We start from the raw sequence: 389 nt of genomic DNA, 5'->3' as shown, positions 1-389 counted from the left end.
AACATGACTGAGATTGCTAATTCTATGTTTGGCTGCTTTCAGGGTAGTGTTTATTTGAATCCCAACACCACAAAGATTGGAGCCTGTGCTTTTATTAAAGCACAACCATCAAGCGAACTCATGTTGCCCAAGGGCATAACTCATATTGGAACGTCGGCATTTAGTGGATTCAGGAGCAGTCGTTTAATTTTGCCTTCTTCCTTGGAAGTTATAGGCGAGGAAGCCTTTTCATCCTCGGTATTACCTTCATTAGACTTTAGTGTTTGTCCGCATTTGCGTGAGATTCATCAGAATGCCTTTTCAAGACAGAGCTTGACGGAAAATAATGTCTTGGATTTTTCATCAAATTTGGAGTTGACCAGTTTTCCTGTGAGGATTTTCGGTTTGGG

The 389-nt window shown here is 41.1% G+C and carries 1 protein-coding gene; it reads left to right on the top strand.

The window, feature by feature from the left end; translation table 11 throughout:
* On the top strand, window positions 1–389 hold a 389-nt coding region (locus tag D0T53_RS13445; RefSeq protein WP_163268753.1), incomplete at both ends, for a leucine-rich repeat protein.

The sequence above is a fragment of the Dysgonomonas sp. 216 genome (genome assembly GCF_010501065.1).
Lineage (GTDB): Bacteria > Bacteroidota > Bacteroidia > Bacteroidales > Dysgonomonadaceae > QVMM01.
Note: the sequence above shows the minus strand (reverse complement) of the source record. Positions and strands in the feature narration are given on the sequence as shown.